Origin of the sequence: Nocardia farcinica (assembly GCF_029867845.1) — a bacterium.
Lineage (GTDB): Bacteria > Actinomycetota > Actinomycetes > Mycobacteriales > Mycobacteriaceae > Nocardia > Nocardia farcinica_A.
This window is the reverse complement of the sequence record NZ_JARWRU010000499.1, coordinates 1-6,299: the sequence shown is the minus strand read 5'-3', so window position 1 is coordinate 6,299 and position 6,299 is coordinate 1. Positions and strand designations below refer to the sequence as shown.

The 6,299-nt window shown below is 73.9% G+C and carries 5 protein-coding genes; 2 read left to right on the top strand and 3 right to left on the bottom strand.

What is annotated here, in order from left to right:
- Positions 1-833: 833 nt before the first annotated feature.
- On the bottom strand, positions 834-1,541 hold the full coding sequence (locus QH283_RS10915) for an SGNH/GDSL hydrolase family protein (RefSeq protein WP_280502900.1): 708 nt from the start codon (positions 1,539-1,541) through the stop codon (positions 834-836).
- Positions 1,538-2,956, bottom strand: coding sequence for an MFS transporter (locus QH283_RS10910; protein WP_280502899.1), 1,419 nt, complete (start codon positions 2,954-2,956; stop codon positions 1,538-1,540). Before QH283_RS10910 ends, QH283_RS10915 begins: the two co-directional genes overlap by 4 nt.
- Before the next feature lie 164 nt (positions 2,957-3,120).
- On the opposite strand from QH283_RS10910, the gene QH283_RS10905 reads away from it, so the two are divergent.
- On the top strand, positions 3,121-3,732 hold the full coding sequence (locus tag QH283_RS10905) for a TetR/AcrR family transcriptional regulator (RefSeq protein ID WP_280502898.1): 612 nt from the start codon (positions 3,121-3,123) through the stop codon (positions 3,730-3,732).
- 156 nt (positions 3,733-3,888) lie between these two features.
- Positions 3,889-5,517, top strand: coding sequence for a cation:proton antiporter (locus QH283_RS10900; RefSeq protein WP_280502897.1), 1,629 nt, complete (start codon positions 3,889-3,891; stop codon positions 5,515-5,517).
- Positions 5,518-5,554: 37 nt separating this feature from the next.
- On the opposite strand, the gene QH283_RS10895 is transcribed toward QH283_RS10900, so the two are convergent.
- Positions 5,555-6,299 (bottom strand): sirohydrochlorin chelatase (locus QH283_RS10895; RefSeq protein ID WP_432420704.1); only part of this gene is annotated, 745 nt, incomplete at its 5' end.

The window sequence follows — 6,299 nt, the reverse complement described above, 5'->3', positions numbered from 1 at the left end:
GCCCAGAGGGCGGCGCCGGAGGAACGACGCCCGGCGCCGACGGCGGCGCGGCCGGCGGCTCCGGTGGTGCGCCCGCGGCCGGCGGCCCCGGTGGTGCCACGTCCGCCGGAGGCACTGCCTCGCCCGGTGGTGGTGGCGGTTCGCCGACCGGGGGTCCCGGCGGAAATCCGGCCGGTGGCACGGATTCCGGTGGCGGCCACCCCGGTGCCGGGGACGGCGGTGCGTCCGGCGGTGGTTCGGCAGGCTCCGGGGGTGCGTCCGGCGGCGGTAACGGCTCGGGCGGAAGCAACGGCTCCGGCGGCGGCAGCGGCTCCGGCGGGGGCAACGGCTCCGTCGGGGGCAACGGCTCCGGCGGGGGCAACGGCAACGGTTCCGGCGGTTCCGGCGGCGGCTCGGGTGGTTCCGGCGGCGCGAACGGCTCCGGTGCGGGTGCGGGTGCGGGTGGCGCGTCCGGTGGCGGCGCGTCGGGCGGATCGGACAGCTCCGCGCCCGGCGGCCCCGGCAAGGGGGGCGGTGGAAAGCCCGCCACGGGCGCCGGTTCCGATGGTGGTGGCGGCAAATCGAGCGCAGGCGCCGGCGGCTCGCGGAAGAGCGGCCCCGGCGCGGGCGGCGGCCACGGTGGTGGTGGCGGAGGCGGCAAGGGGGGCGGTGGCAAGGGCGGCGGGGGCCGCCGCTGAGCCCGCCCCCGGCCCGCTGCGCGGAACGAACGCCCGAGCCGGCGCGGCCGGACGAGGCCTTGCCCCGCGAGCGGCGGACGAGACCCGAGCGCCGATGCGCCGCAGGGGCGTCGGCGCGAATGGCGGGCGACGCCCCTGCGGATAGTCGAACCGAGGTCAGTGCCCGGCGGAAGCGGCGGGGACGAGAGTGGCCAGGGCCCGGATCATCTCGGTGGCGACCACGGCGTGGCCGCTGGTGGTGAAGTGGATGAGGTCGGCGCTCATGAGTTCGGGGCGCAGCCGGACGGGGTGGTGCCAGAAGTCGACCAGCAGAGCGTCGTAGCGGGCGGCGACCTCGCTGATCGCGGTGTTGAGGGCGGCCATCCGCTCGCGCATGACCGCCATGGGCGCCATGCGCTCGGTTTCCCAGACGTCGGCGACGGTGAAGGTGCACAGCTGGGCGCCGGTGGCGGCGAGCGGGGCGAACAGGGCGTCGAGATTCGCGCGCAAGGCGTCGAGGTCGGGTTCGGCGGCCACGAAGAGGTCGTTGCCACCGCAGGTGACGTGCACCAGGTCGGGCTCGAATTCGAGCACGCGGGGCAGCTGTTGCTCGCGCACCTCGGCGGTGGTGGCGCCCATGCGACCGGTGTTGAGGTAGCTCAGGCCGGGGTCGACGCCGCGCAAAGCGGTGACCACGCGTTCGGCCCAGCCGACCGGCTCGTAGCCGGGGCTCGGGTCGCCGATGCCCTTGGCGATGGAGTCGCCGAGGACCGCGTAACGCCGCCAGGGCGCGCCCCGCAGCAGGGTGACCGCCTCGTCGGGGCCGAGCAGCAGCGGATCGGTCTGTTCGGTGAGCGGCGTCGTGGTGAAGGTGTTGTCGTTCATGGCTTTTCCGTTCTGGTCGGGAGGCCGGACAGGAGGGCGGCGGCCACGGCGACGGCCGCGCAGAGGGCGAAGTGGGTGTGCAGCCCGGCGAGCGGGGCGCCGGGATGGGCGGCCAGCACGGCGGCGAGCACCGCGACGCCGAGCGCGCCGCCGATCTGGCGGAAGGTGAGGTTCATGGCGGTGCCGACGGCGAACTGCTGCGGCGGAAGCGAACTCGCGACCGCGGTGCCCAGCACGGTCAGAACCAGGCCGATTCCGCCGCCGCCGAGCACGCCCGCGGGAATCCAGGCCGACCACAGCGCGGGGTCGGGCCCGAACGCGTCGGTGCTCATCCACAGCGTGGACGCGGCGAACAGGATCGCGCCGAGCACACCGGCCACGCGGCGCGCCCGGTCGCCGGTGAGCCGTCCGGCGACGGTCGCGGTCACCATGGACGCCAGCGCGCCGACGGTGAGCGCCGCGGCCGAGCCGAGCACCGAGTAACCCCAGACCAGGTCCAGGAACAGCGGCCCGGCCAGCAGCCAGGAGTACATGGCCGCGGCGAACACGAAGGAGGCCGCGTTGGCCAGCGCATACGGTCTGCTGCGCCACAGCTCCACCGCCAATGCGGCGCGGGCGGATTCACCGCGCGCGCTCTGCCGGAGGGAACGGGCGACGGCCGCGAGCGTCAGTGCGGCCCCTGCGCCGAGAGTGAGCAGCGTGGCGGGGGCGGTCCAGCCCCATCGCTGCCCCTCGGTCACGCCGGCGACGAGCCCGCCCGCCCCGAGTGTGACGGCCACCGTGCCGAGCACGTCGGGCAAGTGGCCGCCCGTGCGTCCGTTCTCGGGGACGGCGATCCGCAGCGCCGAGGCGATGAGCAGGACCGCGACCGGCACATTGAGCACGAAGATCGACCGCCAGCCGAACTGCTCGACCAGTACGCCACCCAGCGCCGGGCCGACGACGGCCGCGAAACCGCCTGCGGCTGACCAGGCGCCGATGGCCGCGCCGATCCGCTCCCGAGGGGTGACCGCGAGCATCAGTCCCAGGGCGGCGGGCAGCATCAGCGCGGCGGTGGCGCCCTGGAGCAGGCGTCCCGCGATCAGTGTCGGCGCGTCGGGGGCCAGTGCGCACAGCAGTGAGGTCACCCCGAATCCGGTGAGCGCGGCCAGCAGCAGCGCGCGTCTGCCGAGGGCGTCGGCCAGGCGTCCGGCCGCGGTGAGCAGGGCGGCGAAGGTGACCGCGTAGCCGCTGACCACCCAGGTCAGGGTGGTCGTCGCGGTGGCGGGGAAATCGCGCGCCAGCGAGGGGAAGGCGATGTTGACGACCGAGAGGTCGAGGAAGGCGAGGAAGGCCGCGCCGCAGGCGAGCAGGAGGGTGCGGCGGGCGAGCTTCGGCGGAGGCGAACTGTCGGTGTGTTCGGAGACCAGGGACATGGGGGATTCCTCGTGGCAAGGGGATCTCGTGGCAAGGGGATGAAGCGTCGGCAGCCGATGACGGCTGCGTGCGGGGAAGCGTCGGAACAAAACGTACGATCGTTCGTTCATAAACATACGACCGACCGTTCGTATGCACAACCCCGCGATGGGAGAATGAGTCCATGACCGCATCGACCACCGACCAGCGCCTGGCCAGAGGCGCGCGCTCCCGGGCCGCCATCGCCCGCCGCGCCGCCGACGTCGCCTCGGTCGAAGGCCTCGACGGGCTGAGCATCGGCAGACTCGCCACCGACCTCGGCATCAGCAAGAGCGGCATCGCCACGCTCTTCGGGTCCAAGGAGGCGTTGCAGCTGGCGGCCTGTCGCGCCGCCAGGGAGGTCTTCGTCACGACAGTCGTCGAACCCGGTATGCGAGAGCCGCGTGGCATCGGCCGGGTCCGCGCGCTGGTCGGCCGCTGGCTCGACTACATCGACGATCCGGTCTTTCCCGGCGGCTGCTTCCGCGCCGCCACCCTGGCCGAGTTCGACTCACGGCCGGGACCGGTCCGCGACGCCCTCGCCGCCGACAACGCCGAATGGCTGGCCCTGCTGGACAAGCAGATCCGTCACGCCGCCGAGGCGGGTGAGCTGCCCGGCCGCGACATCGAGACCATGGCCTTCGAGATCGCCGCCGTGGTGACCGCCGCCAACACCGCCCGCCAGCTCGGCGACGAGACCGGAGTCGCCGCCGCGCGTCGCATCATCGACCGATTGCTCGCCGGCCCGGCGGACTGACAGCCCCGTCCCGAACCGGATGTCCTTGCCTGCCGACGGTCCCGGCGTCGGTCCGGTGGCGGCCGGTCCTCGCGGCCCGGTGATCACCACCGCCGCTCGATCCGGCGCCGTGCCGGTCCGACATGCGCTTCGTCCCGGATCTGCAAGGGTGGTGCCATGACCGAGTTGCTGATCGGCGGAGTGATCATGTTCGTCGTGATCGCCGCGGCCTCCGCCGGGGGACCGCGGCTGGGCGTGGCGGCACCGCTCATCCTGGTCACGGTGGGGCTGCTCGCCAGCGTCGTCCCGTTCGTGCCCGATGTGGAGATCGAACCGGAATGGATCCTCGAGGGCCTGCTCCCGCCCCTGCTGTACTCCTCGGCGGTGTCCATGCCCGCCATGAACTTCCGCCGCAATTTCGGCGCCATCAGCGGGCTGTCGGTGGTGCTGGTGGTGGTGACCGCCGTGGTGCTCGGCGTGTTCTTCTCCTGGGCGATCCCCGGGCTCAGCCTGGCCTGGGGCATCGCGCTCGGGGCAGTCATCAGCCCGACCGACGCGGTGGCGACCTCCATCATCCGGCGCACCCCGGTACCGCCGCGTGTGCTGGCCATCCTCGACGGTGAGTCCCTGCTCAACGACGCGACCGCGCTGGTGCTGTTGCGCACCGCCGTCGCGGCGACCGCCGCGGCCTTCTCCTTAGGCGCCGCACTCGGCACCTTCGCGCGGTCGGTGGTGATCGCGGTGGTGGTCGGCACGGCGGTCGGCAGGCTCAATCTGATGGTGCGCAGCCGGGTGAGCGACGCCGCGATCAACACCGTGCTGTCGTTCACCGTGCCGTTCCTGGCCTCGGTGCCCGCCGAACTGCTCGGCGGCTCCGGTCTGGTCGCAGCCGTCGTCGCGGGCATCGTCACCGGCTATCGCGGGCCGCGCGAGCTCTCGGCCCGGCACCGCCTGTCCGACCACCAGGTCTGGCGCACGGTGGAAGTGCTGCTGGAGGGACTGATCTTCCTCACCATGGGCCTGCAGTTGTCGGGCATCATGGCCGAGGTGCGTCACGAGCACGCGGGCATCGGCGCCGCGATGTTCATCGCTGTCGCCGCGCTGGCCATCGGCCTGGTGATCCGCGCGGGCTATGTGAGCCTGCTGCTGGCGGTGCTCGCCCGCCAGGCGCATCGACAGGCGGCCCTGCGCCCGCACTACCAGCGCAAGGAGAAGTTGCTCGCCGACAAGCTCTCCTCCGGTCGGACCGATGCCCTCGGCGGGCGCTGGGTCTCGGGCGAGCGCCGCGCGCAACGGCTGGCCACGCGCCTGCGTCGCGGCATGTCGGACCTGGACTACTTCATGGCCCAGCCGCTCGGCGTGAAGGAGGGTTTCGTCGTGGTGTGGGCGGGCATGCGCGGGGCGATCACGGTGGCCGCCGTGCAGACCCTGCCCGCCGACGCCCCCTCGCACGCGTTGCTCGTCCTCGTCGCCTTCGCCGTGGCCACGCTGTCGCTGCTGGTGCAGGGCGCGACCGTCGGTCCGATCACCCGCGTGCTGCTCGCCGACAAGGCCGCCGCCACCGAGGAGGACGAGCGCGCCGAGCGCGCGGCCGTGCTGAACATGCTGCGCGACGTCTCGGCCGCGACTCCGCGCCGGGAGGGTGAACAGGGCAGCGACCACCGCATGGCGGTGCTGAAGGCGCAGCGCGCGGCGGTCCTGGACGCCAGGGACGAGGGGACCTTCGACGCGGAGGTCCTGCAGAACGCGTTGTCGAACATCGATGCCGCGCAGATCGCCCTGGAGATGCGGGTCAAGGCGCTCTGATCGGCGCGGCTCAGGCCGACAGCGCGCAGGGCGCGGCTCAGGCCGACAGCGCGCAGGGCGCGGCGACCGCGTCGTAGCGATCCCACACCAGATCGATCAGCGCGGGATGGGTGCCGAGGGGTGCGGTGTGGGCGAGATCCGGTGCGGAGTCGGCGATCCGGTCGGTGAGCAGGCCGGGAGCCAGGAAGTAGTGCGCCACCACGACGCGGTCGGCGCCGCGCGCGTACAGACGTCGCGCGGCGTCGGGAACACCCGGTGCGGCGGTGGCGAAACCGATCTCGGTCGCCCAGCCGGTGTGCGCGGTCAGCGCGGTGGCCACCCGCCGCGTCCTGGCATTGGCGGCGGCGGAGGACGCGCCGACGGCGGCGACGACCACGCCGAGCCGTTGCCCGGCCACGGGGAGTGGCCGGGCAGAGCTCTCGCTGGTCTCGCGCACGCGATCGGCCAGGGCGGCCACCAGGCGCGGGTCGGGACCGAGCACCTCGGACCGGTCGACGCGCAACAGCGGATGCGCGCGCCGGGCGGCGGCGAGCAGCCCCGGCAGATCCACCCTGGCGTGGAAGGCGTTGCCCAGCAACAGCGGAACCGCCACGATCCGGGTGTGTCCCGCGCGGGCGAGCGCGTCGACCACCCGGTCCACCGCAGGCGCGCTGAGGTCGAGGAAGGCGGGGCGAACGGTCACGCCAGGCCGCGCCGCGGCCACGCGCTCGGCCCCCGTCGCGGCGGTGGCCGCCGACCGGGGCTCGCGGCTGCCGTGACCGGCCCCCCGCAACGCGGGACCG

Bases quoted from the DNA above. Each gene is read 5' to 3' on its own strand.
- QH283_RS10915 (WP_280502900.1), bottom strand. From the start codon at position 1,541: ATGAACGACAACACCTTCACCACGACGCCGCTCACCGAACAGACCGAT.
- QH283_RS10910 (WP_280502899.1), bottom strand. From the start codon at position 2,956: ATGTCCCTGGTCTCCGAACACACCGACAGTTCGCCTCCGCCGAAGCTC.
- QH283_RS10905 (WP_280502898.1), top strand. From the start codon at position 3,121: ATGACCGCATCGACCACCGACCAGCGCCTGGCCAGAGGCGCGCGCTCC.
- QH283_RS10900 (WP_280502897.1), top strand. From the start codon at position 3,889: ATGACCGAGTTGCTGATCGGCGGAGTGATCATGTTCGTCGTGATCGCC.